The sequence below is a fragment of the Stenotrophomonas sp. DR822 genome, assembly GCF_019793815.1.
In the GTDB taxonomy this organism is placed as follows: Bacteria; Pseudomonadota; Gammaproteobacteria; order Xanthomonadales; family Xanthomonadaceae; genus Stenotrophomonas; species Stenotrophomonas indicatrix.
Genome location: NZ_CP081826.1, coordinates 1,173,678 through 1,198,178 on the forward strand (window position 1 = coordinate 1,173,678; position 24,501 = coordinate 1,198,178).

The 24,501-nt window shown below is 66.9% G+C and carries 20 protein-coding genes and 2 pseudogenes; 9 read left to right on the forward strand and 13 right to left on the reverse strand.

Going from position 1 to position 24,501, the window contains the following annotated elements; all coding sequences use genetic code 11:
* Window positions 1-54: 54 nt before the first annotated feature.
* Genes K5K93_RS05470 through K5K93_RS05480 form a run of 3 tightly spaced genes read right to left on the reverse strand, consistent with a single transcriptional unit; the run spans window position 55 to window position 3,064 of the window.
* Entirely contained in the window at window positions 55-1,167 is a 1,113-nt protein-coding gene (locus tag K5K93_RS05470; RefSeq protein WP_080149299.1) for an ABC transporter permease, read from the reverse strand.
* Window positions 1,164-2,087 (reverse strand): ABC transporter ATP-binding protein, encoded by a 924-nt coding sequence (locus tag K5K93_RS05475; RefSeq protein ID WP_222390045.1) that lies wholly within the window; start codon window positions 2,085-2,087, stop codon window positions 1,164-1,166. The genes K5K93_RS05470 and K5K93_RS05475 overlap by 4 nt, the downstream gene beginning before the upstream one ends.
* Before the next feature lie 20 nt (window positions 2,088-2,107).
* Window positions 2,108-3,064, reverse strand: coding sequence for an HlyD family efflux transporter periplasmic adaptor subunit (locus K5K93_RS05480; protein ID WP_093817814.1), 957 nt, complete (start codon window positions 3,062-3,064; stop codon window positions 2,108-2,110).
* A gap of 364 nt (window positions 3,065-3,428) precedes the next feature.
* On the opposite strand from K5K93_RS05480, the gene K5K93_RS05485 reads away from it, so the two are divergent.
* From K5K93_RS05485 to K5K93_RS05520, 8 genes are all read left to right on the forward strand, one after another.
* Window positions 3,429-4,412 carry a PhoH family protein gene (locus K5K93_RS05485; protein WP_093817813.1) on the forward strand — a complete coding sequence of 328 codons (984 nt, stop codon included), beginning with the start codon at window positions 3,429-3,431 and terminating at the stop codon, window positions 4,410-4,412.
* 38 nt (window positions 4,413-4,450) lie between these two features.
* Window positions 4,451-5,317, forward strand: coding sequence for a hypothetical protein (locus tag K5K93_RS05490; RefSeq protein ID WP_261311934.1), 867 nt, complete (start codon window positions 4,451-4,453; stop codon window positions 5,315-5,317).
* 56 nt (window positions 5,318-5,373) lie between these two features.
* Window positions 5,374-5,859, forward strand: coding sequence for an rRNA maturation RNase YbeY (ybeY, locus tag K5K93_RS05495; protein ID WP_093817812.1), 486 nt, complete (start codon window positions 5,374-5,376; stop codon window positions 5,857-5,859).
* Window positions 5,860-5,906: 47 nt separating this feature from the next.
* On the forward strand, window positions 5,907-6,515 hold the full coding sequence (locus tag K5K93_RS05500; protein ID WP_222390046.1) for a hypothetical protein: 609 nt from the start codon (window positions 5,907-5,909) through the stop codon (window positions 6,513-6,515).
* Between the two features lie 79 nt (window positions 6,516-6,594).
* Window positions 6,595-7,149, forward strand: a complete 555-nt coding sequence (locus K5K93_RS05505; RefSeq protein WP_222390047.1) for a hypothetical protein — start codon at window positions 6,595-6,597, stop codon at window positions 7,147-7,149.
* A 64-nt stretch (window positions 7,150-7,213) separates the two neighbouring features.
* Window positions 7,214-8,095, forward strand: a complete 882-nt coding sequence (locus K5K93_RS05510) for a transporter associated domain-containing protein (protein WP_033830752.1) — start codon at window positions 7,214-7,216, stop codon at window positions 8,093-8,095.
* Window positions 8,092-9,333 carry a DUF4105 domain-containing protein gene (locus tag K5K93_RS05515; protein ID WP_093817810.1) on the forward strand — a complete coding sequence of 414 codons (1,242 nt, stop codon included), beginning with the start codon at window positions 8,092-8,094 and terminating at the stop codon, window positions 9,331-9,333. The genes K5K93_RS05510 and K5K93_RS05515 overlap by 4 nt, the downstream gene beginning before the upstream one ends.
* A gap of 6 nt (window positions 9,334-9,339) precedes the next feature.
* A complete protein-coding gene (locus K5K93_RS05520; RefSeq protein WP_222390048.1) occupies window positions 9,340-10,374 on the forward strand; it encodes a magnesium and cobalt transport protein CorA in 1,035 nt (344 codons plus the stop codon).
* Window positions 10,375-10,669: 295 nt separating this feature from the next.
* Here K5K93_RS05520 and K5K93_RS05525 read toward each other — a convergent pair whose 3' ends face one another.
* The 7 genes and pseudogenes from K5K93_RS05525 to K5K93_RS05555 form a co-directional block, all read right to left on the reverse strand.
* On the reverse strand, window positions 10,670-12,034 hold the full coding sequence (locus K5K93_RS05525) for an NAD-dependent succinate-semialdehyde dehydrogenase (protein WP_222390051.1): 1,365 nt from the start codon (window positions 12,032-12,034) through the stop codon (window positions 10,670-10,672).
* 62 nt (window positions 12,035-12,096) lie between these two features.
* Window positions 12,097-12,939, reverse strand: coding sequence for an ABC transporter permease subunit (locus K5K93_RS05530; protein ID WP_093817808.1), 843 nt, complete (start codon window positions 12,937-12,939; stop codon window positions 12,097-12,099).
* Window positions 12,936-13,868: an ABC transporter permease subunit gene (locus K5K93_RS05535; protein WP_093817807.1), complete on the reverse strand. Its 933-nt coding sequence runs from the start codon at window positions 13,866-13,868 to the stop codon at window positions 12,936-12,938. The genes K5K93_RS05530 and K5K93_RS05535 overlap by 4 nt, the downstream gene beginning before the upstream one ends.
* Window positions 13,865-15,001, reverse strand: coding sequence for a polyamine ABC transporter ATP-binding protein (gene potA, locus K5K93_RS05540; protein ID WP_093817806.1), 1,137 nt, complete (start codon window positions 14,999-15,001; stop codon window positions 13,865-13,867). Before potA ends, K5K93_RS05535 begins: the two co-directional genes overlap by 4 nt.
* A gap of 110 nt (window positions 15,002-15,111) precedes the next feature.
* Window positions 15,112-16,572, reverse strand: a complete 1,461-nt coding sequence (locus K5K93_RS05545; RefSeq protein WP_261311964.1) for an efflux transporter outer membrane subunit — start codon at window positions 16,570-16,572, stop codon at window positions 15,112-15,114.
* A gap of 92 nt (window positions 16,573-16,664) precedes the next feature.
* The gene (locus tag K5K93_RS05550) at window positions 16,665-18,221 is read right to left on the reverse strand and encodes a DHA2 family efflux MFS transporter permease subunit (protein WP_222390055.1); all 1,557 of its coding nucleotides are present in this window, start codon (window positions 18,219-18,221) and stop codon (window positions 16,665-16,667) included.
* Window positions 18,218-19,324 (reverse strand): annotated as a pseudogene (locus K5K93_RS05555) (HlyD family secretion protein); the annotation flags it as partial. The pseudogene K5K93_RS05555 and the gene K5K93_RS05550, both read right to left, overlap by 4 nt.
* A gap of 399 nt (window positions 19,325-19,723) precedes the next feature.
* Between K5K93_RS05555 and K5K93_RS05560 the strand changes: the two are divergent.
* Window positions 19,724-21,019: pseudogene (locus K5K93_RS05560) on the forward strand (NAD(P)/FAD-dependent oxidoreductase); the annotation flags it as partial.
* Window positions 21,020-21,075: 56 nt separating this feature from the next.
* Here K5K93_RS05560 and K5K93_RS05565 read toward each other — a convergent pair.
* The 3 genes from K5K93_RS05565 to K5K93_RS05575 all read right to left on the reverse strand — a co-directional run bounded on the left by K5K93_RS05565 (window position 21,076) and on the right by K5K93_RS05575 (window position 24,429).
* Window positions 21,076-22,185 (reverse strand): polyamine ABC transporter substrate-binding protein, encoded by a 1,110-nt coding sequence (locus K5K93_RS05565; protein WP_222390060.1) that lies wholly within the window; start codon window positions 22,183-22,185, stop codon window positions 21,076-21,078.
* Window positions 22,186-22,276: 91 nt separating this feature from the next.
* A complete protein-coding gene (locus K5K93_RS05570; protein WP_025875326.1) occupies window positions 22,277-23,671 on the reverse strand; it encodes a glutamine synthetase family protein in 1,395 nt (464 codons plus the stop codon).
* Window positions 23,668-24,429 carry a gamma-glutamyl-gamma-aminobutyrate hydrolase family protein gene (locus K5K93_RS05575; protein WP_222390062.1) on the reverse strand — a complete coding sequence of 254 codons (762 nt, stop codon included), beginning with the start codon at window positions 24,427-24,429 and terminating at the stop codon, window positions 23,668-23,670. Before K5K93_RS05575 ends, K5K93_RS05570 begins: the two co-directional genes overlap by 4 nt.
* Between the last annotated feature and the right edge of the window lie 72 nt (window positions 24,430-24,501).

Genomic DNA, 24,501 nt, shown 5'->3' on the forward strand with positions numbered 1-24,501 from the left:
CCGGCCAGCGGTCGGCACCTACCGGGGTGGATGCCGACCGTTGGTCGGCATGCTTCAATCCAGGCGTTTGCGGAAGCGCAGGATGGCCAGGGTCATCATCGCCACGATGAACACCAGCAGCGCCAGCGCGTCCGGCCACAGCTCCCACAGCGAAGCCCCGCGCAGCATGATGCCGCGTACCAGGCGCAGGAAATGGGTCAGCGGCAATACTTCAGCCAGCCACTGCACCGGCCGGGGCATGCCGGCGAACGGGAACATGAAGCCCGACAGCAGGATGGAGGGCAGGAACAGGAACAGGGTCATCTGCATGGCCTGGAACTGCGAACGCGCCCGGGTTGAAATCAACAGGCCCAGCGCCAGGTTGGCCAGCACCAGCAGCACGGCGGCAAGATAGACATCCAGCAGGCTGCCGCGGATCGGGACCTCGAACAACCACGTGCCCAGCAGCAGCACCAGGGTGGTCTGCAGCAGACCGATCGCTGCGTATGGCAATACCTTGCCGACCATCAGTTCGCTGCGCGATACCGGCGTGGCGATCAGCAGCTCCATGTTGCCGCGTTCGCGCTCGCGCACCACCGCCACCGCAGTGAACATCACCAGGGTCATGGTCAGGATCACCCCGATCAGGCCGGGCACGATGTTCACCGCAGACCGTCGTTGCGGGTTGTAGAAGCTGATGACGCTTACCGGCCCGCTGGCGATGCTGCCTTCGCGCAGCGGCCGCGTGTTGCTGGTCGGGCGCGTGTCCAGCGGCACCTGCGCCAACTGGATCGCCGCACTCTGCACCACCGTGTCGCTGCCATCGACCAGTACCTGCACCGCTTCGCGGCCTTCGTAGCGGCGTCGTTCGAAATCGGCGGGAATCACGATGCCCACGCTGATCCTGCCCCGTCGCAACGCCTCCATCAGCTGGTCGGGCGTATAGGCCTGTGCGCGCGGGGCGATCACACCGGTGGCGACCATGTCCTGCACCAGCGCGCGCGACGCCGCACTGTTGGCCTGGTCGGCGATGCCGGCATCCAGGTGCCGCAGGTTGAGGTTGATCGCATAGCCGAACAGCAGCAGCTGCATCACCGGGATGCCGATGATCATCGCCAGGGTGATCCGGTCGCGGCGCAGCTGGCGCAGCTCCTTGAGCATGATCGCCCACAGCCGTCGCAGGCTCATGCCGCCGGCTCCCGGCCACGGCCACGGGTAGCGGAAACGAAGACGTCTTCCAGGTTGGGCGCCACCGGCTCGATCCTGGCCTGCGGATCGGCGGCGGCAAGGGCCTGCGCCAGCACGGCGGTATCGACCGCACCCTCGCTGCACAGCACACGCAGCTCGGTGCCGATCTGCGCCACGCTGAGCACGCCCGGCAACGCCGCCAGCGCGCGGCTGGCCTGCCGGGGTTGCGCGGTGGTGACGGCCAGGGTGCGGCCCTGCAGCTGCCCGCACAGTTCGGCCGGCGTGCCATCGGCTACCAGGGCACCCCGATCGAGGATCGCCAGGCGGTGGCAGCGTTCGGCCTCGTCCATGTAGTGGGTGGACACCAGCACCGTGGTGCCGGCATCGGCGAGTTCGAACAGCGCTTCCCAGAAATCGCGGCGCGACTCGGGATCGACCGCACTGGTCGGCTCATCCAGGAACAGCAGTTCCGGCGCATGGATTACCGCACCGGCCAGCGCCAGCCGCTGCTTCTGCCCCCCGCTGAGGGTGCCGGCCAACTGCACCTGGCGGTCCTGCAGGCGGTATTGCTGCAGCAGCGCATCGATCCGTTGCCGCGCCTGCGCGCGTGGCAGATCCTGGATGGCGGCAAGAAATTCCAGGTTCTCCCGCACCGACAGGTCTTCGTACAACGAGAAACGCTGGGTCATGTAGCCGATGCGACGGCGCAACGCTTCGGCCTGCGCCGGGATCGCCAGCCCCAGCACGTCGATCTCGCCCGCGCTCGGCTCAAGCAGCCCGCACAGCATGCGGATGGTGGTCGATTTGCCCGAGCCGTTCGGGCCGAGGAAGCCGTATACCTGCCCACGCGGCACCTGCAGATCAACGTTGTCCACCGCCAGCAGGTCGCCGAATCGGCGACTCAGGCCCCGCGCACGCACAGCGATGTCATCGACCGGATTCAGAAACGCACCTGCACCGGCAGCCCGGCGGGCAGCGCCTGCATGTCGGCACTGTCGTCGATCTCGATCTCGGCCAGGTAGCTCAGGCGCGAGACGTCATCACCAGTCAACGCGTAATAGGGGGTAAAGGAAGGTTCGCTGCGGATCGACCGCACATGCCCCTTCAATACGGTGTTGGCGCCGTCCAGCTGCACCAGCGCGGCCTGCCCGACCTTCACCTGCAGGCGCAACGGCTGCGGCAGGTACACGCGCGCATACGGCCGTTCGCCCACCAGCATCACCACCAACGGTGCACCGATCGGTGCCTGGTCGCCTTGCCTGTAGGGCAACGCATCGACCACGCCATCGCGCGGCGCGCGCAGCTGCAGTTTCTGCAGGTTGACGGCCTGGACGACCTCCTGTGCCAGCGTCGCCCTGGAGGCGGCCTGGCCCTGGGCGATGTCCTCACGACGGTTGCCGCGCTGCAGCTGCAGCCACGCCTGTTCGGCAGCGCGCACGCTGGCCACGGCGTTGCCGGCGGCCGCGCGGGCCCGGTCCAGATCAGCGGCAGCCACCAACCGCTGACGGGCCAGCGGTTGCACCCGGCGGTAGTAAGCGGTGGCTTCCGCCGCCTGCGCGCGCAGCGCGGTGAGCTGTGCCTGGGCCTGGGCGATCTGCTCCGGACGCGGGCCCACCTGCAGCTCCTCGAGTTGTGCCTGCGCGCGGGCCGTTTCGGCCTGTGCGGCGTCGAGCTGGGCTGCGCCACGGACAGGGTCCAGGCGCATCAGCAGCGCGCCCGCCTTGACCGCCTGCCCCTCGCGCACGTCAACGGTACTGATCACTTCAGCCGCCGGTGCGGGCACGCTGATCCGGTCCCATTCAAGCGTACCCAGTGCTGCTGGCGGTGCTTCGCCGCAGCCCGCCAGCAGGCAGCTGCCCAGCAACCCCATCCTGCGCACCCACGTGCCCACGGCCATGCGCCACCTCCTGCGATGGCGCCAAGGTGCCATGCTCCCTGTGCACCCGCAATGATCCAGATCAGCGCTGGCCAATAATTGATCAGTCGCTGCCAACGCCACTGCCGCAAGGCTCGCTGCCACCTATCCACAGGTTCGTGGCAACACCGTCCACACCGCATGTGGAAAACCCAGCAGCCACTGGCACAATTTTCACCACGGCATCATCTTCCTTGTGGCACAGGCCCTGCGAAGATCTATCCACAGGTTTCTTCGGCGCCGGTCCACACCCGGTGTGGAGAACTGTCGTCATGCCGGCTTGCGCGTTACCCTTGTCGTCCCTGACGCCATCGCGGTGGACGGCGACCCCGCCCCACCCCAAGCAATGAAAAGCATCGAGCATCGAGACTTCACCCTGTCGCCGGAAGACAACGCGCAGCTGGCCAACCTGTGCGGCCCGTTCGACGGCCACCTGCGCCAGATCGAACTGAAGCTTGGCGTGGAAATCGCCAACCGCGGCTTCGTGTTCCGCATCAGCGGCCCGGCCGAGGCCAGCGCCGAGGCGCAGAAACTGATCGAGGCGCTGTACGAAGAAGCCGCCGAAACCACCTTCGACAACCACGCCATTCACCTGCGGCTGAACGCGGCCAACATCGAACAGATCGCCGACCGCTCCTACCAAGCGCAGGACGTGGCGATCAAGGTCAAGCGCGGAACCGTGCGCGGGCGGGGTTCCAACCAGAGCCGCTACCTGCACCAGATCGCCAGCCACGACATCAACTTCGGCATCGGCCCGGCCGGTACCGGCAAGACCTTCCTGGCCGTGGCCAGCGCGGTGGAAGCACTGAACGAATCACGCGTGCAGCGCCTGATCCTGGTGCGTCCGGCGGTCGAGGCCGGCGAGAAGCTGGGCTTCCTGCCCGGCGACCTCAGCCAGAAGGTCGACCCGTACCTGCGCCCGCTGTACGACGCCCTGTATGAAATGCTGGGCGTGGAAAAGGTGCTCAAGCTTCTGGAAAAGAACGTCATCGAGATCGCGCCGCTGGCCTACATGCGCGGCCGCACGCTCAACGATGCGTTCGTGATCCTGGACGAAGCGCAGAACACCACCATCGAACAGATGAAGATGTTCCTGACCCGCCTGGGCTTCGGTTCCACCGCCGTGGTCACCGGCGACCTGACCCAGACCGACCTGCCCAAGCATGTGAAGTCCGGCCTGCGCGATGCGATCGACGTGCTGCGCGACGTGGAGGGCGTCAGCTTCACCTTCTTCGAAGCCCGCGACGTGGTCCGCCACCCGCTGGTGGCGCGCATCGTCAGCGCCTACGACCGCCGCGACCTGCACCAGATCCAACCTGGAGCGGAATGACACTACACTGCGGGCTCCTGTGCACATAAGGACGTGTCATGGTTCGCCCGGGTCTGCTGCTGTCGTTGTGCCTGCTGGCCCTCGGGCCGGTCCCTGCACTCGCCGCTTCCCCGCCTGCCGCCGAAGCGCGGGCGTATGTTGAATCCAGCTATGTGATTGCTCCCTACCAGGTGGAGGATTTCACGCTCGTACGCAGCAGTTACAACCCGGACGACCGATTGGCGGGGGCCGGGTTCAGTTACCGCAGCCGCCTGCACCCAGAGGCGGCGATCAGTGTTTTCGTGTATCCGGCGGGCCGATTGGACCCGCAGGTTGCCGTGGACCGCGGCATGCAGGCCTTGCAGGCGGACCTCAGGCAGGCGGTTGCGTCCGGCATCTACGCGGACCTGCAGGAGCTGGGACAGGAGCCCTTCCCGCTGTCGGCCGAGGCAGTTCCTGCGAAAGGTGCCAATGACATCGACGCGGCGGTGATCCAGGCCATTGCCAAGGCCGAGCAGGTTCGAGGCGAGAAGCTGCGCCTGGGCCTGCTGCAGGTGTCCAGCAACCAGCCGCTGCATTCCAATGGCTATCTGTTCTACAAACAGCTGCATTTCTTCAAGCTGCGCATCTCGGCCAACCAGTCCGTCCTCCCGCGCGAGGCATTCGATGTCCTCGCTGATCGCGCCACGCGCGGCCTGATCCCGGCGCTGGAAGTGGCCAACGTAGGCGGCTGTGCCAACGCCACCCTGTATGTGGATCCCGATGCAGCGCCGGAGCAGGGGGCAATCCAGTTGGCCAGACAGGTGACGCTGCAGAACGGCTACAACTGCCACGCATCGACCGGCGATGCCGATATCCAGGGGCGTGCGGCCAAGGCGTCGGTGATCGAAATCGCCTACGAAGCCGGCGACTGGAAGTCGCAGTGAACGGCGACACGCGCGATACTGTGACCTCCTGTTCGATCTGAAATGCCGGTGTTGCCATGACCAAGGGTCCCGTCCGCCTCGATGTAGCCGTCAACTACGCCCTGCCCCGTGCCGGGCTGCCCTCGGCCGTCAGCTTCCGCAAGTGGGTGGCGGCGGCGCTGAAGGGCCGGATCCGCGAGGCCGACCTGGCCATCCGCGTGGTCGACAGCAAGGAAGGGCAGTCGTTGAACCGGCACTACCGGGGCAAGGACTACGCCACCAACGTGCTGAGCTTCCCGGCCGACGTGCCGGAGGGCCTGCCCAAGGGCGTCAAGTTCCCGCTGCTGGGTGACCTGGTGATCTGCGCACCGGTGGTGGCGCGTGAAGCCGAGGAGCAGGGCAAGGTGCTCAACGCCCACTACGCGCACCTGACCGTGCACGGCGTGCTGCACCTGCTCGGCTGGGACCACGAGGACGACAAGGAAGCCGAGGCGATGGAACAGCTGGAGCGCGAGATCCTGGCCGAGCTTGGCATCGACGACCCGTACGCGGGCGAGCGCTGACGCCGGGCCCGGTCCCGGCCCACGCACTCACGGAAGAGGAGCGCAGCATGACCCTGCCTGCACTGTTGCTTGCCGCGCTGCTGCAGACCGGGGCAGGCCTGATGCCCGATCCTGACCAACCCTCGCCCTTCCCCGCCAGCGACAGCGAGGCCGACATCAGCGCAAAGGTCGCCGAACTACGAGCGTTCTTCGGCAGCAGCGAGCAGGACACCCGCGACACCGTCGCCACCGCCCAGCAACGGGCGCTGATCGAGCGCCTGGAAGCCCGGCATGCGGCGCGGCTGGCGGGTATCTGGGTGGACAACGATCCGGGCTGGCACGTCGTGGTGCGACTGACCGGTGATGAACCGGTAGCAGATGAGGTACATGGCGGCGCAGATGGCCCGCAGCATGTGCACTTCCGCACCGGCGCTGCGCTGACGGAGGCGGAGATGCAGCGCCGCATGCGGGCGCAACACCCCTGGATCCGCAGTCAGATCCCGCACCTGGACGCTCTGGCGTTGGACGTCAGAACCGGCGAGCTGGTGCTGGATGTGGAAGAGGGCCACGAGGCCCGGGCAACGGTGACCACCGTTCGTGATCACCTGGAAGCGCAATTGGGCTTCCCGGTCAGGGTCCGCTGGCAGCCCGCCTCCAGTCAACGGTACCCACCCTGACCCACGCTCCCTGCTCGCCGCCCGCCTGCATCGTCGTTACCATGCACCGCTTCCATCCTGCCGACGGGGTGCTCCCGCCATGTCACCGCTGCGTCTCCTGCCCATGTTGCTGGTCGTCGCCCCAACCGCTTCCGCCGCGCCGCTGGACCTGCCTGCCCTGATCGAATGCCGCCAGGGCGTGGCCGAGCACGCCGCACTGGCACCGCTGCTGGCCGATCCGCTGAAGGCCGTGGCGCATGGCCTGCAGCCGCTGCCGCAGGGCAACCAGTTCATGAGCGAGTACCGGCTGGCCAGCCCGATCACCGTGTTCGGCCAGCAGACCGAGCGTGTGGCCGTGGCCGGCGCCAGCATCATGGCCGTGCTCGACCAGGCCGATCCGCGGCCGCTGGCCAGGCAGCTGGCCCTGGAGATCGGCTACGACCAGGACGGCAAGTTCATGGCCGGGCGCGAGCTGGTCAGCCGCGATGTGACCGACCCGAAGACCGGGGAGGCGCAGATCGAGTCGATCATCCTCAGCGTATCCACCGTCGCCAGCCACCCCGGCAGGACCCTGGCCGGCTGCACCTACAGCCTGGACCTGCCGGCCGATGACGAGGGCCCGGCCGCCACCGCCCCGGCGGCCGACGGTCACTGACAGGCCCCCACATCCTGCTAGACTTGGGCCATCGCCCGGCCTGCCGGGTGCCTTTTTTCCAGAGATGTCAGAAGACGACAGTAGTAGCTCCTCCGTGGAGCACAGTGAAAAGAAGCGCGGCTGGCTTGAACGCCTGACGTCTGCTTTTTCCGGCGAACCCCACACCCGCGACGAGCTGGTCGCTGTCCTGCACACCGCGCAGGAAGAAGGGTTGATCGCCGCCGATACCCTGAAGATGATGGAAGGTGCCATTTCGGTGGCCGAGCTGACCGTGGGCGACGTGATGATCTCGCGTTCGCAGATGGTCTCGCTGCCGGTCGAGGCGCCCTTCCTGGAGCTGATGAAGCAGGTGGTCGAGTCCGGCCATTCGCGCTTCCCGGTGCATGGCGAGAACAAGGACGACATCCTCGGCGTGTTGCTGGCCAAGGACCTGCTGCGCGGCGTGGTTGCCGACAACGGTCCCGGCAACGTGCGTGAGCTGCTGCGCCCGGCGGTGCTGATTCCCGAAGCGAAGAAGCTCAACGTGCTGCTGAAGGAATTCCGCCTGTCGCGCAACCACATGGCGATCGTGGTGGACGAGTACGGCGGTGTCGCCGGGCTGGTCACCATCGAGGACGTGCTGGAGCAGATCGTCGGCGAGATCGACGACGAACACGACGAGGCCGAGGATTTCTCGGCGCAGATCGCCATCCAGGCCGATGGCCAGTACGTGGTGGATGCGCTCACGCCGATCGGCGATTTCAACGAGCGCTTCGGTGCAACCTTCTCCGATGAGGACTACGACACCATCGGTGGCCTGGTGACCGAAGCGGTGGGCCATCTGCCGGAAGTCGGTGACGAACTGGCGCTGGACCGCTTCATGTTCCGCGTAGCCCGCGCCGATGCGCGCCGGGTCCAGGCCTTCCATGTAACGGTGCTGGCACCGGACGCGCAGGACGACGCTTGAAGCACCGTGGCCTGATCCTGACGGTGTGGCTGGCACTTTGCGTGCTGGCCACGACCCTGCCACTGACCGCGTTCGCGCAGGCGGCGGCGCCGGCCGTTTCGACGGCCAGTGATGCCCCGGCCCCGCGCGTCGGCGTGGTCACCATGCAGCCCGGCACCGTGTTCTTCGAACGCTTCGGCCACGATGCCATCGTCGTGCTGGACCCGGTGAGCGGCGAGGCGATCTCGTACAACTTCGGCTACTTCGATCCGTCCGAACAGGATTTCATCGGCCGCTTCGTACGTGGCGACATGATGTACTACCTGGTGGCGCTGCCACTGCAGCAGGACCTGTCGTACTACGACGAGACCGGCCGCGGTGCCAGCGTGCAGTGGCTGGATATCACCCCTGACCAGGCGCGCTCGCTGGCCGCCGACCTGGCCGAACGGGCCAAGCCGGAAAACGCGCGCTACCACTACGATTACTACACCGCCAACTGCGCCACGATGGTGCGCGACACGCTCGACAAGGCTCTGGGCGGCGGCCTGCACTCGCAGCTGTCGGGCCGTTCGCGTGGCAACACCTATCGCAGCGAGTCGGTACGCCTGGCGTCCCCGGCCGCGTGGATGTGGCTGGGCTTCGATATCGGCCTGGGTCCGTTTGCCGACCAGCCGCTGTCGCGCTGGCAGGAAGCCTTCGTGCCGATGCGCCTGGCCGATGCCCTGCGGCAGGCCCGCAACAGCGACGGCCGCCCGCTCGTGCAGTCCGAGCAGGAACTGCTGCCGCACCGCATCGATCCCGAACCGAAGGAATTCGCGCGCCACTGGTGGCCGTGGCTGCTGTGTGGCCTGGTGATTGCGGTCGGCGTGCTGGCGCTGCGCAGGCGTACGCGCCTGCTGGCCGGCCTGGCCTTGCCGCTGTGGCTGCTGTGCACGATCGCCGGTGGCCTGCTGGTGTTCCTGTGGGGCTTCAGCACGCACTACGCTGCCTGGGCCAACCGCAACCTGCTGCTGCTGTCGCCGCTGTGCGTGCTGCTGTTGCCGGGGGCGATCAGCCTGCTGCGGCGGCGCGTGCCCGGCCGCATGTTCAGGATCGTGCTGTGGCTGGTGGCGGTGCAGGCCGTGGCTGCCCTGGTGCTGCACTGGCTGAGCCTGCAGGCGCAGTACAACGTGCAGTGGATCGTGCTGCTGCTGCCGGTCCACGCGGCGCTGGCCTGGGTGCTGGGGCGCCGTCCTCACTTGTCGGAAACGCAGCACTGACGCACGATGGCGGGCATGTCATTGCCCGCCCCACTGCCCGCCCCTGCTGCCGCCTCCGCCGCAGCCAATCCCACCTGCGTCATCAACTGCGTCCACTACGATGACGACGGCAAACGCCACGACATCAGCCTGGATGCCATCAGCGATGTCATCGCCAGCAACAATGGTTTCGTCTGGGTCGGCCTGTACGATCCGAACGAAGATGTACTGCTGAAGCTGCAGGAAGAATTCTGCCTGCACGACCTGGCCGTCGAGGATGCGCGCAACGCGCACCAGCGCCCCAAGGTGGAGGCCTACGGCAACTCGTTGTTCGTGGTGGTGACCACCGCGCAGATGGTTGACGAGCGCATCCAGTACGGCGAGACCCACGCCTTCCTCGGCCCACGGTTCCTGGTGACCGTGCGCCATGGCGCCTCGCTCTCGTACGCACCGGTGCGTGCGCGCGTGGAGCGCGAACCACAGCTGCTGAAAATGGGTCCTTCGTACTGCCTGTACGCCGTGGCCGACTTCGTGGTCGACAATTACCTGCCCATCACCAACCGCTTCCGCGACACCCTGGAACTGCTTGAGAAGGACATCTTTGCCGACAGCTACAAGCGCAGCACGGTGGTGCGCCTGTATGAGCTCAAGCGCGAGTTGAACAAGATGCGGATGGCGGTGGCGCCTCTGCAGGATGTACTGGCACAGCTGCGCCGCTACCAGGGCGAGCTGTTCCCGGACGAAGTGAAGCTGTATATCCGCGACGTGCACGACCACGCGGTACGCATCAGCGATGTCATCGACACGCTGCGCGAGATGCTGGGCACGGCCCTGAGCGTGAACCTGTCACTGGTGACGCTGGCCCAGGGTGAGACGGTGAAGCGGCTGGGTGCATGGGCCGCGCTGCTGGCCGCACCGACGCTGATCACCAGCTGGTATGGCATGAATTTCAGCCACATGCCGGAATTGAACCAGCCGTGGGCCTACCCGCTGATGATTGTCGCTGTCGGTGGCATCTGCATTGGCCTGTACCGGCTGTTCAAGCGGGTGAAGTGGCTGTAGGGCGTATCGACCAACGGTCGATACCCACCGGACCGGTAGGCCACGACCGTTGGTCGTGGCACATGACCTGCCTTGGGTAGTGCCGGCCGCTGGCCGGCAACACGGTCGATACCGACCGGACCGGTAGGCCACGACCGTTGGTCGTGGCACATGACCTGCCTTGGGTAGTGCCGGCCGCTGGTCGGCAACACGGTCGATACCCACCGGACCGGTAGGCCACGACCGTTGGTCGTGGCACATGACCTGCCTTGGGTAGTGCCGGCCGCTGGCCAGCGGCCGGCACTACCGTTGGGAATCAAGCCACGTAGATGGTCTTGATGTTCATGAACTCATGGATGCCGTGGTCGGCCAGTTCACGGCCGAAACCTGACTCCTTGCTGCCGCCGAACGGCAACCGCGCATCGCTCTTGACAATGGCGTTGACGAAGGCCGCACCGCATTCCATGTGCTGGGCGAAGGACTCGCCACGCACCGGGTCACGCGTCCACACGCTGCCGCCGAGGCCGAAGCGGGTGTCGTTGGCCACGCGCAGCGCTTCGGCTTCATCCTTGACCCGGATCACTGCGGCGACCGGCCCGAACAGTTCTTCGTCATAGGCCGGCATGCCCGGCCCCACCTGGTCGAGCACGCTGGCCGGGTAACCCGCGTGCGAACCGGCGATCGGTTCGCCGCCGATCAGCACCCGCGCGCCTTTGGCGACGCTGGCCTGCACCTGCTTGTGCAGTTCGTCGCGCAGGTCGGCACGGGCCATCGGCGCCAGCGTGGTGCCGCGCTCGTTCGGGTCGCCGTACTGACGCTCGCCCGCGGCCTCGACGAAGCGCCGGGTGAATTCTTCGGCCACCGCTTCAACCACGATGAAGCGCTTGGCGGCAATGCAGGTCTGCCCACTGTTGTCGAAGCGCGACTTCACCGCGGCGGCAACCGCCTTGTCCAGGTCGGCATCATCGAGCACCACGAAGGCGTCGCTGCCGCCCAGCTCCATCACCGACTTCTTCAACTGGCTGCCAGCGTTGGACGCGATGGAGCGCCCAGCCCGCTCGCTGCCGGTCAGGGTGACTGCCTTCACCCGTGCATCGCGCAGTACGTCGGCAGCCTGGTCGTTGTCGATGTGCAGCACGTCGAACACACCGTCCGGCAGGCCGCCATCGCGGCACACCGCCAGGATCAGGTCGGCGCACTGCGGCACGTTGCTGGCGTGCTTGAGCAGCGCCACGTTGCCGGCCATGAACGCCGGGGCCAGGAAGCGGAACACCTGCCAGATCGGGAAATTCCACGGCATCACCGCGAACACGCAGCCGATCGGCTCATAGCGCACGTAGCTGCGCTGGGCCTCGGTGTCGATCAGCTGCGGCTTCAGGTAATCGGCGGCATGGTCGGCATAGAACTCACAGGTGGTCGCGCACTTTTCCACTTCGGCCAGGGCCTCGGCCTTCAGCTTGCCCATCTCGCTGGTCATGGCCTGCTGCAGGTCATCGCAGCGCGCACGCAGCTGGCCGGCAATCTGCTTGAGGATCGCCCCGCGATCCTGCAGCGAGCGCTCGGCCCAGCGCGGGAACGCCTCGGCTGCGGCCTGCAGGCGCTGCTCGATGGCAGCGGCATCCATCAGCTCATGGCGGTAGGACACCTGGCCGGTGGCCGGGTTGATGATCTCGACGGTCATGGGGGGTCTCCATCAGGTAGACCCCCATTGTGCGCCGGCCGCCGTGAGCCGGATGTTGCGGCTCAGCCGTTGTCCTGGCGGGCCAGCTGCAGGTCGCGCTGGCGTCGCTTCTCCGCACGCGCATTGATGTACCAGCCGATCACCGCGGCGATGGACACTGCCGATACCAGCAGCGTGGCCAACGCGTTGATCTTCGGGCTGATGCCCATGCGTACCGAGGCGAACACCTTCATCGGCAGCGTGGTCGAGCCCGGTGTGGCAACGAAGCTGGCCACCACCACGTCATCCAGCGACAGGGTGAACGCCAGCAGCCAACCGGCCACCAGCGCCGGGGCGATGATCGGCAGGGTGATGCGGGTGAACACGGTCAGCCGGCTCGCGCCAAGATCCATCGCCGCTTCTTCCAGCGACAGGTCCATCTCCTGCAGGCGCGAGGACACCACCACGGTGACGAAGCACAGGGTGAAGGTGACGTGGGCGATCCAGATGGTGGCCAGGCCGCGCGCCGGGAAGCCCGGTATCGCGCCCATCGAGGCCAGCAGCGCCATCAGCGAGAAGCCCAGGATCACGTCCGGCATCACCAGCGGCGCGGTCACCAGCGCACCGAAGAACGGCTTGCCGCGGAAACGCTTGAAGCGGGTCATCACCATTGCCGCCAGCGTGCCGAGCACGGTGGCGGTACAGGCGGTCCAGAACGCGACCACCAGGCTGGTCCACATCGCCTCCATCAGCGCGCGGTCGGCAAACAGGTCGCTGTAGGCACGGGTGGAAAACCCGGCCCAGACCATGGCCAACCGCGAGCTGTTGAACGAATAGAACATCAACAGCAGGATCGGCAGGTACAGGAAAGCGAAACCGAGCAGCAGCACGCCCAGGCCCAGGCCCTTGGCAGAACGCGGGCTCATGCCTGCTTCCCTTCCAGCAACCGCTGCTGGGATCGGTTGAACAGCAGGATCGGCACCAGCAGCAACAGAATCATCGCCACTGCCATTGCCGAGGCGCCCGGCCAGTTGCGGTTGTTGAAGAATTCATTCCACAGCTGTCGGCCAACCATCAGCGTTTCCGAGCCACCCAGCATTTCCGGAATCACGAATTCACCGATCGCCGGGATCATCACCAGCATGCAGCCGGCGATGATGCCCGCCTTCGACAGCGGCAGGGTGATGCGCAGGAACGCCTGCCACGGCTTGGCGCCGAGGTCGTAGGCTGCTTCCAGCAGACGGTGGTCATGCTTGACCAGGTTGGCGTACAGCGGCAGCACCATGAACGGCAGATAGCAGTAGACGATACCGATGTAGGCCGCAGTCGGGGTGTCGATCAGCTGCAGTTTCGGCAGGCCCAGCGAGGTCATCAGCGACTGCAGGCCGGTGTACTGCAGGAACTGGTCGAGCAGGCCGTTGCGGTCCAGGATCGCTTTCCATGCATAGACGCGGATCAGGAACGAGGTCCACGAAGGCAGCACCACCAGCATCATCGCCACGTTGCGCGCGGCCGGCGACAGGCGGGCGATGGCATAGGCCATCGGATAGCCGATCAGCAGGGTGAGGAAGGTCGAGATCGCGGCGATCTTGATCGAGCTCAGGAACGCCTGCGCATAGATCGAATCACGGAACAGCGCCAGGTAGTTCTCGAGGTTGAGCTTGAGCGAGAACCCGCCATCGACGTACTGCAGCAGCCAGGTGTACGGCGGCGAGCCGACCCGGCTGTGCGAGAAGCTGATCATCAGCACGATCAGGAACGGCACGGCGAAGAACAGCAGCAGCCACAGGTACGGAATGCCGATCACCGTGGCACGCAGCCCCGGCAGCCAGCGCTTCAGGCCGGCGGCGCTCATGAGGTCAGCACCACGCCGTCGTTGTCGCGCCAGTGCACCCACACCTGGTCGCCCCAGGTCAGGCCATCACTGGCCCAGCGCTGCGAGTTGGCGAAGTTGGCCAGCACCTTGGCGCCGCTGGGCAGGCGCACGTGGTAGACCGAATGGCTGCCGAAGTAGGCGATGTCCTCGATCACGCCCTGCGCCTTGTTGGTGTGCCCTTCCGGCTCGTCCTTGCCGATCATCACCTTCTCCGGGCGCAGCGCGAACGCGACCGGCTGCCCTTCGTAGCAGGTGATGCCGTGGGCGATGTAGACCGGCGCCGGGAACAGCGGGGAACGCACGGTCACGTATTCGGGCAGGTCCTCGTCGATCACCCCGTCGAACAGGTTGACCGAACCGATGAACTCGGCGACGAAGCGATTGGCCGGCTGCTCGTAGACTTCGTCGGGCTTGCCGACCTGCTGGATCCAGCCGGCGTCCATCACCGCGATGCGGGTGGCCATGGTCATCGCCTCTTCCTGGTCGTGGGTGACCATCACGCAGGTCACGCCCGACGACTCGATGATGCTGACCAGCTCCAGCTGCATCTGCGAGCGCAGCTTCTTGTCCAGCGCGCCCATCGGCTCGTCCAGCAGCAGCAGCTTCGGCCCCTTGGCCAGCGACCGCGCCAGCGCCACGCGCTGCTGCTGGCCGCCGGACAGCTGGTGCGGCTTGCGCTTGCCAAGATGGCCCATCTGCACCAGGTCGAGCATCTCGCCCACGCGCTTGGCGATGGCCTCGCGGCCGAGTCCGTCCTGCTTCAGGCCGAAGGCGATGTTCTGCTCCACGGTCATGTGCGGGAACAGCGCATAGGACTGGAACATCATGTTGACCGGCCGCTGGTACGGCGGCAGCGCATCCATCCGCTGGCCATCGACGGTGATGCTGCCCTTGGTGGGTGTCTCGAAGCCGCCCAGGCAGCGCAGCAGGGTCGACTTGCCGCTGCCAGAGCCACCGAGCAGCGCGAATATCTCGCCCTTGCGGACGTCCAGGTTGACGTCGTCGACGGCGACGAAGCCATCGAATTCCTTGCGCAGATCACGAATGGAGAGATAGCCGGGCACACCGGTCGCTTCGACGACGGCGGCTTCCGGCTGGGCTTCAACGGGCATGGGGGCTCCGGGAGCGGGCGGTGGACAGCGGCCGCCATTCTAACGGCCGGGGGCCGCAGGGGATATGACGGGCTGTGGCGGGCGGCCGCCTCGCCATGCCATCGGGGCAATCAGCGGATGGCCACCGGCGGCGCCTCCTGCCAGCCCAGGCCCAGGCTCTTCTGCAGGGCCACATAGCGCACCAGCAGCTGCAGGCGCGCCTGTGCGGCGGCATCCTGGGCCTGCAGGCGCTGGCGCTGCACGTCCAGCAGGTCGATCTGCGAGGTCGCCCCAGCCTGCCGACGCTGGCGCATAAGGCCCAGCGAGCGGTCGGCCGAGGCCTCGGCGCGGACACTGGCCTGCAACTGCTGCCGCGCAGCGCCGAACCGCGCCAGCGCCGTGTTCGCATCCTGCAGCGCCGCCAGCACCGTGCCCTCGTAGGCCGCCAGCCTGGCCTCGTTGCCCGCCCGGGCCTGCGCTACACGGGCCTTGTTCACGCCGAAATCCAACAGCGACCAGCGCAGGAACGGAGCAACGATCGTGGCCGCCGAATCCCGCCCCAGGTCGGACAGCGAGGTGGCTCCGGCGCCGATGCTGCCCAACAACGTCACCTGCGGAAAGTACGCCGAGAGAGCCTGGCCGATCTGCGCCGACGAAGCTGCCAGCTCGCGCTCGGCCTTGCGTACATCCGGCCGGCGCTGGATAAGCGCGCCCGCATCATCCACCGGCACGCGGGCCGGCAGCGCTGGCAGCGGCTGGTCCGCCGCCAGCCGCGCATCCAGTGCACCGGGCTCGCGGCCAACCATCAGGGCCAGCACATCGCGCGCCTCATCGGCCTGTGCCTGCAGTGACGGCAGCGCGGCCTGCTGCTGTTGCAGCTGGGCCTGCGCCCGTTCCACCTGAAGGTCCGAATCTGCGCCGCGCTGGCGGCGCTGGCGGGTCAGCTGCAGGCTTTCATCGGCGGCGCGGAGGTTGTGTTCGGCCAGGGCGATACGCTCGCGGCTGCTGCGGTAGCCCAGGTAGACCTGGGTCAACTCGGCGGCCAGCTGCACCTGTGCGTCGGCCAGTGCTGCCGCGTTGGCCTCGGCCTCGGCGGCGGCCTGCTCGGCTGCGCGGCGCCGGCGCCCGAACAGGTCCAGTTCCCAGCTGGCGTCGAAGCCGGCCACGTACAGTTCGGTATCAAGATCGATATCAGCGAACTGCTGGCGCAGCTGCGCGGCTTCCTGAGGGCGGCCGTTGGCCTCGGCCACGCCGGCGATGTTCTCGCCAAGGCCACGTACGCTGTTTTCCAGGGAATCGGGCGCCGTGACGTTGGCGTAGCCGGCCACTGCCCCCACCTTGGGCAGCTGCTCGGCGCGACGCTGGCGCTGCAGCGCGCGCGAGGCCAGCAGCTTGGCCTGGGCCGCACGCAGGTTGGGGCTGTTGCGCAGCGCCTCGTCCACCAGCTGGTCCAGCAGCGGATCATTCAGCGCGCGCCACCACTGGCTGGGTGGCGTGGCCGGCTGCACGTCAGCCTGCGCGGCGCGCGGCAGCCGTGCCTGTGCGGTGGCATTGCCGGCAACGTCCGGCTTCACGTAATCCGGCCCCAGCATGCAACCGGCCAGCAGCAGCGGCACCGTGGCTGGCCACAGGCGGCGCAGGCGAAGGGACAGGGCCGGGAAAAGGGGCAAGGTCGTCGAAGTCATCAGTGCATCGCCAATGGAACGCCCTTGGGCAGGGGCTTGAGCAGGAAAACCAGTGGCAGGGTCGCCACCACGATCAGGCCGAAGATCCAGAACAGGTCGTTGTAGGCCATCACCATTGCCTGCATCTGCACGGTCTGCGCCAGCACAGCCAGCGCCTGCGTGGCGTCGCCGAGCTGTTGGCCGTAAGCATGCAGCGCATCCTGGGCCACGGTCGAATTGGCGGTGACGCTGCTGCCGATGGCATCGACGTGCAATGTGGTGCGGCGCTCCTGGAAGGTGGAGATAATGGCCAGGCCGATCGAACCACCCAGATTGCGCGCGGCGTTGAACAGGCCCGAGGCATCGCTGGTGTATTCGCGCGGCACCGAGGTGATGGCGGCCTGGTTCAGCGCCATCATCGCCAGCGCCAGCCCGCAGCCCTGCAACAGCTGGCCGATGACAAAGTGTGGGCCGATGCTGTCCGGGGTCAGGCCCAGATTGACGAAGCAGGCGGCGGCAAAGCACAGCATCCCGCCAAACACCATGATGCGCACGTCCACCGTTTCCAGCATCTTCGGCATCAACGGCATCAGCAGGATGGTCGGCAGGCCGGCCAGCAGCAGCACGTAACCGGCCTGTTCGGTGTTGTAGCCGGCGATGATCGCCAGGAACTGCGGGATCATGTACATGACCCCGAACAGGATCATGCCCACCGCCATCACCATCACGAACACCGCGCCGAAACTGCGCTGGAACAGGATGTTGAGGCGGATGACCGGCTCCTTGCTGATGAACTGCGAGAGCGCCAGCAGCGCGAACCCCAGCAGCGAGACGATGCTGAGCACTACGATCATGCTCGATTCGAACCAGCGCTCGCGCTGGCCGTCTTCCAGTACCACGGTGAGCGCGGACAGGCCGGCGGTCATGCCGACGATGCCCAGCCAGTCGGCGCGCAGCAGCCCGACCCAGTTCGATTTCTCATGCGGCAGGCCCAGCAGCAGCAAGGCAACCAGGCCAGCGCAGATGGGCACGTTGATGAAGAAGGCGTAGTGCCAGCTGACGTTCTCGGTCAACCAGCCGCCCAGCAGCGGGCCGATCACCGGGCCGAGAATGACGGTCATGCCGAACAGCGCGGTGCCCAGCGGCTGCTGTTTCGGCGGCAAGCGCGTGCCGACGATGGTCAGCGCAGTAGGGATCAGCGCACCGCCGGCAAAGCCCTGCCCTACCCGGCCGGCGATCATCATCGGCAGCGAATCGGCCAGGCCGCACATCACCGAGAATGCGGTGAACAGCGTGGCGCAGATCAGCAGGAAGGTGCGCAGGCCCAACGTGCGCACGAACCAGCCGGTCAGCGGAATCATGACGATTTCCGAGACCAGGAAGGCAGTGGAGATCCAGGTGCCTTCGGTGCCGCTGGCGCCGACCTCGCCCTGGATGGTGGGCAGTGCCGCGTTGACGATGGAGATGTCCAGCGTGGCCATGAACGAGCCGATGGTGCCGGCCGCCACGGCCAGCCACGCACCGGCATCGGCCTTGCCTTCGGCGGCGGGCGCTGCGGAGGCAGTGGTGGCATTCATCGCGCCGGCGCGGCCGTGGCCTCGGCCTCGTCCCGGGTGCGCTCACGCGCGTCCTTGGCGTTGCGGGTGTCCACGGTCACTTCCACCGACATGCCCGGCACCAGCACCTTGCGCGCCTCGGCACCGGCGTCCACCCGGATGCGCACCGGCACGCGCTGCACGACCTTGGTGAAATTGCCGGTGGCGTTCTGCGGCGGCAGCAGCGCGAACTGCGAGCCGGTGCCGGGCGAGATGCTCTCCACAGTGCCGTGCAGGGTAGTGCCCGGCAGTGCATCGACCTTGATCTCGGCCGGCTGTCCGGCACGCATCAGACCCACCTGGGTTTCCTTGAAGTTGGCGCTCAGGTACAGCGACTCGACCGGCACGATGGTCATGGTGCGGGTGCCGGCAGCGACGAACTGTCCCACCTGTACGGTCTTGTTGCCGACCCGGCCGTCGATGCGCGCGCGAAGCTCGGTGTCCTCGAAGGCGACCCGCGCCTGCGCGGCATCGGCCTGGGCCTGCTTCAGGCCGGCCTGGGCCTGTTCCAGTTGCGCCTGGCTGGCTTCGATCTGGCTCTGCGCGCCCTGGATCTGCGCCCTGGCCGCATCGTACTGGGCCTGTGCACGTTCGACGTCGTGGCGCAGGCTTTCCACGTGTTCGTGGGTGTCGGCACCGCTGGCAGCCAACGGGGTGAAGCGGGCCAGCTCGGCCTTGCCGAATCGCAGCGAGGCGGTGGCAGCGGTGAGTTGGGTGCGGGCCTGCAGCAGGCTGGACTGCTGGCCCTGCACGCCGGCGGCGGCGGCCGCGATATCGGCCTCGCGCACGGCGATCACCGCCTCGGCCTGGTCCAGGGTGGCGCGGTAGGTGCGCGGGTCGATGCGCAGCAGCGGTTCGCCGGCCTTGACCCACTGGTTGTCCTGCACCAGCACCTCGGTGACGTAGCCGTTGATGCGCGGGGCGACCGCCACCGCGTCGGCCTGCAGGTAGGCGTTGTTGGTGTCCTGCAGGTAGCGGCCGACCAGGAGGTGATAGGCCAGCCAAGCGATCAGCACCAGCACGACGAGGATGCCGATGATCGCCAGCATCCACCGGACCTTGGGGTTCTTCAGCGGTGAGGGCTTGGCGTGCTCCTTCCGCCGCTCGTTTTCATCATCGTGGGCGCTGTCGTCGCGCTGGGGCTGTTCGGTCATCGTCTCGTGGCGGTGGTCAGTGCCGTACGGGAAGGTAGGGCAGGCGGCGCCGACGCGGAGTGAACGTGGCGATCGCATCAGCGTGAGACCCGACCACCGGCTTGTCGCCAATGGCCCGTTGGTGCAACGGCACCGACGCCCGGCGACCAACGCCTTCGCCTTGGTCCGTGGCCAATCCATGCAGATGCAACGTTTTTCAGAGCGGAAATCATTGACCCGGCACGCGCTGTCATTGGGGAATCACCTCGACCCTCAAGTGAATCCGACATGGCCCACTCCAAATCATCACCGGTTCTCCCCTGCTGCCCGTCCGCATCTACGCCGCGTGACGTCGTGATCATCGGCGCCGGCCAGGCAGGGCTGTCACTCAGCGCGGCCCTGCAGGAGGCCGGCGTCAAGCATCGGGTACTGGAGGCCGAGGCCGTGGGTGCCAGCTGGAAGCGCCGCTGGGATTCGTTCCAGACCAACACCGCCAACGCGACGATGGCCCTGCATGGCCACGCCTATGCCGGCGACCACCCGGATGGCTTCATGGCCGCACCGGAAGTGATCCAGCAGCTACGCGACTATGCCAGCGAAAGGTTACTGCCGATCCACGAAGGCTGCGCGGTCCTGCGTGTCACGCCCAAGGCGGGCGGCTACGCCATCGAATCCAGCCGCGGACCGATCCAGGCCGCTGCGGTGGTGGTGGCCACCGGCGAATACGGCCGTCCCCGGATGCCCCGCGTTCCCTTTGTGCCCGGGCCGGCACTGGCGGTACTGCACTCCAGCAACTACCGCAATGCTGGGCAGCTTCCCGATGGCGCGGTGCTGGTCATCGGCGGCGGCCAGTCCGGCGCGCAGATCGCCCAGGATCTCCGCGCCAGCGGCCGCAACGTGTATTGGTCGCTGGCCGAGCGCCATTCGCATACGCGCCGGCTGCGCGGCAAGGATTCGATGACCTGGTGGGACATGGCCGGACGCATCCACCAGCATGTGAGTGAATCGGCCGGGGTACTCGCCGGGGAGCCGGACGCGCTGCGCAAGGCCCGGACCGCAGAGTTCCCGCTGATTTCCGGCAAGGGACGCGCAGGCCTGGGCAGCTCGATCAGCCTGCTGTCGATGCATCGCAAGGGCATCACGCTGCTGGGCCGCCTGCAGGGCTTGGACGCGGACATCGCCCGCTTCGCCGATGTCCGCCCACAGCTGCGCACCGCGGTCGAGGCAACGCGCGCCGAGTACGCCTATCTCGATTCACTGGCAAGCGGGTACTACGCCACGCGGCCCGAACCGCGCACCGACGACGCCCGCTACATTCCCGAAGAGGTGTACCTGCACTGGGAGCCGGACGCCTCGCCGCGCAAACTGGATCTGAACGCTGCCGGCATCCGCTCGGTTGTCCTCGCCACGGGCTTCGTCGCCGAATGGCCATGGCTGGATGTTGACGGCGTGCTGGACGAACACGGTTATCCGCTCGGCGAGTTCGGTGTCTCCCCGCAGCCTGGCCTGTTCTTCATCGGCATGCACAACCTGCAGCGGATGAGCTCATCCTTCCTGTGCAACGGCGGTCGCGACGCGCGCGACCTGTTGCCCGCCATCCTGCGGCACCTTGGCCGGGCCGGTGGTGCCGCTTCCGGGAAGGGCTGAGGCCATCCGCCGGGCATGGCCCGGCGCTACCACTTTCTTCCAGCGGGCAGGACCGCTTACCTGCCGGTCTTCACCTCGGTCCACAGCCGGGTGTAGAGCTTGTCGGTCTCCGGCGTGTTGATCGAATAGGTGAACATCTTCGCCGCCACGTCGGCCGGCGGGTAGATGGTCGGGTCGGTGCGGATCGCCTCGTCCACCAGCGGGGTCGCGGTCGGCACCGGGTTGCCGTAGTGGATGAAGTTGGTGTTGGCCGCGGCCACCTTCGGTTCCAGCAGGTAGTTGATGAACGCGTAGGCCGCTTCCGGGTGCTTGGCATCCTTCGGGATGGCCAGCATGTCGAACCACTGCGGCGCGCCTTCCTTCGGGATCGAATAGGCCACGTGCACGCCATTGCTGGCCTCGGCCGCACGGTCGCGGGCCTGGATGATGTCACCCGACCAGCCCACCACCAGGCAGGTGCCGCCATTGGCCAGCGAGCCCACGTACTGCGAGGAGTGGAAGTTCTGCACGTACGGGCGGATCGACTTCAGCAGGTCCGCCGCCTTCTGCAGGTCGGCCGGATCGCCGCTGTGCGGATCCAGGCCCAGGTAGTGCAGCGCGATCGGAATCATGTCCGCCGGCGTGTCCAGGATGGTCACGCCGCAGTCCTTCATCTTGCTGATGTTTTCCGGCTTGAACACCAGGTCCCAGCTGTTTGCGATGTCGGTGCTGCCACCGAAGCGCTCCTTCAGCATGTCCACGTTGTAGCCGATGCCGGTGGTACCGATCATGTAGGGCACACCGTACTGGTTGCCCGGATCCTGGGTGGCGATGCGCTTCATCACCGCCGGGTCGAGGTTGGCCAGGTTCGGGATCTTCGACTTGTCCAGCGGCAGGAACACGCCGGCCTGGATCTGCCGGCCGAAGAAGTTCAGCGTCGGCACCACCACGTCGTAGCCGCTGTTGCCGGCCAGCAGCTTGGTCTCGACCATCTCGTCACTGTCGAACACATCGTAGGTGACCTTGATCCCGCTCTGCTTCTCGAAGTTGGGGATGGTGTCTTCGGCGATGTAGTCGCTGTAGTTGTAGACGTTCAGGACCTGGCTGTCCTGTCCGCCGCCGTTGCCGCCGCCACAGGCGGCAAGCATGGCGGAGGCCAGGCCGAGCGTGAGGATACGCAGCTTCATCGGGTGCTCCAGAATGCGGAAAGGGGGGCCGGCCGGGCCGGCGACGGGTGCCAGCCTACCCCCCGGCGACGGATTTTTCTATTCGCGGCCTTCACACGTTCAGCAGCAGGAACTCGCGCTCCCACGAACTGATCACGCGGAAGAAGGTCTCGTATTCCTTGCGCTTGACCGAGGTGTAGGCGCGGCAGAAGCGCTCGCCGAGCAGCGCCTGCAGCTCGCTGCACTGCTCCAGCCCATCCAGCGCTTCACCCAGCGAACGCGGCAGGTCGTAGCCCAGTTCCTTGGCGCTGCCGGTCACCGGCGCATCCGGCGCCAGGCGCTCACGGATGCCGAGCAGGCCACAGGCCAGGGTCGCGGCCATCGCCAGGTAAGGGTTGGCATCGGAGCCGGCAAAGCGGCTTTCCACCCGCATGTTCTCCGGCGTATCCAGCGGCACCCGCAGGCCGCAGGTGCGGTTGTCGAAGCCCCAGTGCACGTTGCTCGGCGAGACCTCGCCGAACACCAGGCGCCGGTAGGAATTCACGTTCGGCGCGAAGAACGCCATGGCCATCGGCACATATTTCTGCAGGCCGGCCAGGTAATGGGCGAACAGCGGACTGAAATCCTCACCACCATGCTCGCCGGTGAACACGTTCTGGCCGTCGCTGATGCGCAGCAGGCTCTGGTGGATGTGCATCGCACTGCCCGGCTCGTTCTCCATCGGCTTGGCCAGGAAGGTGGCATACACCCCATGGCGCATCGCCGATTCGCGCATGGTGCGCTTGAACAGGAACACCTGGTCGGCCAGGTCCATCGCATTGGCGTGGGTGAAGTTGACCTCCAGCTGCGCCGCGCCGGATTCGTGGATCAGCGTATCCACGTCCAGCTTCATCGCATCGCAGTAGTCATACATCAGGTCGAGGATCGGATCGAACTCGTTGACCGCGTCGATCGAGTACGACTGCCGCGCCGTCTCCGGGCGACCGGAGCGGCCCGCCGGGGGCAGCAGCGGGAAATCGGGATCGGTGTTCTTCTGCACCAGGAAGAATTCCAGCTCGGGCGCGACCACCGGTCGCAGGCCGAGCTCGGTATAGGCATCCAGCACCCGCCGCAGCACGTTGCGCGGCGCCAGCTCATGCGGCTCGCCGTTCTTGGTGTAGCAGTCATGGATGACCTGCGCGGTCGGGTCGGTCGCCCACGGCACCATGCGCACGGTGTCGGGGTCGGGGCGCAGGATCATGTCCGAGTCCGACGGCGAGGTCAGGTCGTAGTAATCGTCCGGAAATTCACCGGTGACGGTGGTCGCGAAGATGCCTTCGGGCAGGCGCGTGCCGTAATCGTGCGAGAACTTGTCGGCCGGGATGATCTTGCCGCGCGCATTGCCGGTGATGTCTGGAACCAGGCATTCGACCTCGGTGATGCGCCGCTCCTTCAACCAACGCAGCAGGCTGCTTTCCTGCGGGGGCGGGGGCGTGGCCGTCTTGCGCGGGCGCGTTCGGGAACTCATGGGGATTCCAGTCGATTCTGTTGGTGCTGCCGGCAAGCTTGGCCGAACGCACGGAAAATAGCGTGATAGAACGGCGTCTGCATGACACGCCACTCCGGGTGCCACTGTACGCCGAGCACGAATCGATGGCGCGGGCTGCGCGCTGCTTCGACCAGGCCATCATCGGCCCAGGCCTCGATCTGCAGGTCGTCGGCGACCTGCGCGATGCCCTGCCCGTGCACCGAATTGACCTGCACCCGATCGGCGGCACACCACTGCGCCAGCCAACCCCCATCGGCCAGGGTGATCGCGTGGGCCGGCCCATACTGCACCTCCACCGGCGCCTGTGGATCTTCGCGATGGTCGGCCAGGCCAGGCACTGCATGTACCTGCGGATGCAGCGTGCCACCGAGCGCCACATTCAATTCCTGGAATCCGCGGCAGATCGCCAGCACGGGTAGATCCATCGCCAGCGCCTCGCGCAGCAGGGCGAACGCAGTGGCGTCGCGCGCCGGGTCATGACAGTTGCCGTTCCAGGTGCGGCCCCCTTCGTAATGCTGCGGCTCGATGTTGCTGACCGCGCCGGTCAGCAGCAGGCCATCCAGGCCCTGCAGCCAATCGCGCGCCGGCAGCAGCGGCTGCAGACTCGGCAGCACCAGCGGTGTTGCCTGCGCAGCGTCAACCAACGCACGCACATACTTTTCCCCGGCCACCGCGAAACGATGATGGCCGAGCACGGTGCTGTCGGTGGGCAGGCCCACCCAGGGCAGGCGGCGCATGGGGCAACTCCTTGGCGTGGCATCAAGGTACGCGCCCGGCATCGACATCGGCAAGCCGCTGCCCTCACACCA